Annotated in this window: 3 protein-coding genes; 2 read left to right on the top strand and 1 reads right to left on the bottom strand. The window is 73.2% G+C overall.

Features of this window, described 5'->3' with window-relative positions; genetic code table 11:
• Window positions 1-730 (top strand): carbon-nitrogen hydrolase family protein (locus tag AC1DY2_RS18745; RefSeq protein WP_476763785.1); only part of this gene is annotated, 730 nt, incomplete at its 5' end.
• On the opposite strand, the gene AC1DY2_RS18740 is transcribed toward AC1DY2_RS18745, so the two are convergent.
• Window positions 711-1,952 (bottom strand): pyridoxal phosphate-dependent aminotransferase, encoded by a 1,242-nt coding sequence (locus tag AC1DY2_RS18740; protein ID WP_476763784.1) that lies wholly within the window; start codon window positions 1,950-1,952, stop codon window positions 711-713. The two genes, AC1DY2_RS18745 and AC1DY2_RS18740, sit on opposite strands and share 20 nt — an antisense overlap.
• A gap of 168 nt (window positions 1,953-2,120) precedes the next feature.
• On the opposite strand from AC1DY2_RS18740, the gene AC1DY2_RS18735 reads away from it, so the two are divergent.
• On the top strand, window positions 2,121-2,344 hold a 224-nt coding region (locus tag AC1DY2_RS18735; RefSeq protein WP_476763783.1), incomplete at its 3' end, for a hypothetical protein.

Raw genomic sequence — 2,344 nt, 5'->3', positions numbered from 1 at the left:
GACCGGCGGTGCGCGCCTCGTMGTGTTCCCCGAGTACTCGAGCTACTTCACGCCCGAGCCCGGCTGGGACTGGCAGGAGGCCTCGGAGGAGATCGGGGGCCGGTTCACCGAGGCGCTCGGCGCCATCGCGACGCGCCTCGACGTGCACCTCGTCGCGGGCATGATCGAGCGGCTCGGAGGCGACGAGCGCCGCGTCGGCAACACGGTCGTGGCGATCGCCCCCCACGACGGGGTTGTGGCGCGGTACCGCAAGCTGCACCTCTACGACGCGTTCGGGCAGCGCGAGTCCGAATGGGTGGCGCCGGGCGACGTCGCGCCGCCCGAGCTGTTCGAGGCCGGAGGCATCCGCTTCGGCCTGCAGACCTGCTACGACGCCCGCTTCCCCGAGGTGACCCGCCGCATCGTCGACGCCGGGGCCGACGTGGTCTGCATGCCCGCCGAGTGGGTGCGAGGCCCGCTGAAGGAGGCGCACTGGCGGGTGCTGACCACCGCGCGCGCCCTCGAGAACACCATGTACGTGCTGGCGGCCGACCACGCCCCGCCGGTCGGCGCCGGCAACAGCATGATCGTCGACCCCATGGGCGTCGAGATCGCGACGATCGGCGAGGCGACGGATGTCGCGGTGGCCTGGGTCTCGCGTGAGCGCATCGACGCCGTACGCCGGGTCAACCCCGCGCTCGCGCTGCGCCGCTTCGACGTGACCGAGCGGATCAACCCGCGCTCGCGGTGAGCGCCGCGAGGCGAGCGGATGCCTCCTCCAGCACCTCACGGCGCTTGCAGAACGCGAAGCGCACGAGGCTGCGGTAGGCATCCTGGCGGTCGGGGTGCACGAACGCCGACACCGGAACGCCCACCACGCCCGCCAGTTCGGGCAGCCGACGGCAGAGCGCCGCGCCGTCGTCGTAGCCGAGCGGGCGGGCATCCGCGACGATGAAGTACCCGGCGTCGGGCAGCGACACGGCGAAGCCGGCGGCGGTGAGGCCGGCGGCGAGCAGGTCGCGCTTCGCGCGGAGCTCGGCCGCGGCATCCGTGAACACCGCATCGGGCAGCCCGAGGCCGGTGGCGATGGCCGGCTGGAACGGCGCGCCGTTCACGAACGTGAGGTACTGCTTCACCGCCAGCACGCTCGTGACGAGCGCGGCGGGTGCGGTGAGCCAGCCGATCTTCCAGCCGGTGGTGCTGAACGTCTTGCCGCCCGACGAGATCGACACGGTGCGTTCGCGAGCGCCGGGCAGCGTCGCGATCGGCGTGTGCGGCACGCCGAACGTGAGGTGCTCGTACACCTCGTCGGTCACGATGATCGCGTCGTGCCGCTCGGCGAGGCGCACGACCAGCGCGAGGGTGTCGGCGTCGAGCACCGCGCCCGTCGGGTTGTGCGGCGAGTTCACGAGGATGATGCGCGTGCGGTCGGTGACGGCCGCCTCGAGCTCGGCGTGGTCGGGCCGCCAGTCGGGCCTGTGCTGCGTTGAAGACCAGTGGAGCGGCACCGTGCGGTGCACGCCCCCCGCCCGGGCGATGACGGCCGCGTACGCGTCGTAGTAGGGCTCGAACGTCACGACCTCCTCGCCCTCGTCGACGAGGGCGAGGATGGTGGCGGCGAGCGCCTCGGTCGCCCCGGCGGTCACGAGCACCTCGGATGCCGCGTCGACCTCGAGCCCGTAGAACCGACGTTGATGCTCGGCGATGGCCTCCCGCAGCACGGGCATGCCGATCCCGGGTGGGTACTGGTTCACRCCGTCCGCGATGGCCCGACGCGCGGCCTCGAGCACCTCGGGCGGTCCGTCCTCGTCGGGGAACCCCTGACCGAGGTTGATCGCGCCGGTGCGCGCCGCGAGCGCGCTCATCTCGGCGAAGATCGTCGCGGCGATGCTGCCGTCGGGCGCCAACAGGCCGGCGCCTGCGGYGGTGCGCTGCCACGGCCGCAGGGCCGGCGAGGGGGAGAAGTCGCTCACGCTCTCACCGTACGTCAGGGTGGGGCCGCTACGCTGGCGCACGGCGACCACGACGGCGCCATCCGCATTCGGACGAATCACCGCCACCGGATAGCCGGTTCATAGACTTCGCCGATGCCGTGCACAGCTTGCAGCGGGATGCTGGCATCGCTTTGGAAGGAGCACACCATGACCGACATCACTGACGGCACCTCGGGCGAGGCCCGCGACGGCGACGTCGCGGCGACGACGGCCACCAACGAGACCGCCGCGAACCCGGCGGCCCAGACCGCCCCCGCGACCTCCACCGAGCCCGCCGCCACGGCCGCTCCGGCTCCGACCAACGAGGGCGCGACCGCAGCCGCCGCGCCGGCACAGGCGCCCGCCGATGCCGCCCCCGCCGCGACCGGCAC

Source organism: Agromyces sp. P1_H4 (assembly GCF_056405255.1).
Note: the sequence above shows the minus strand (reverse complement) of the source record. Positions and strands in the feature narration are given on the sequence as shown.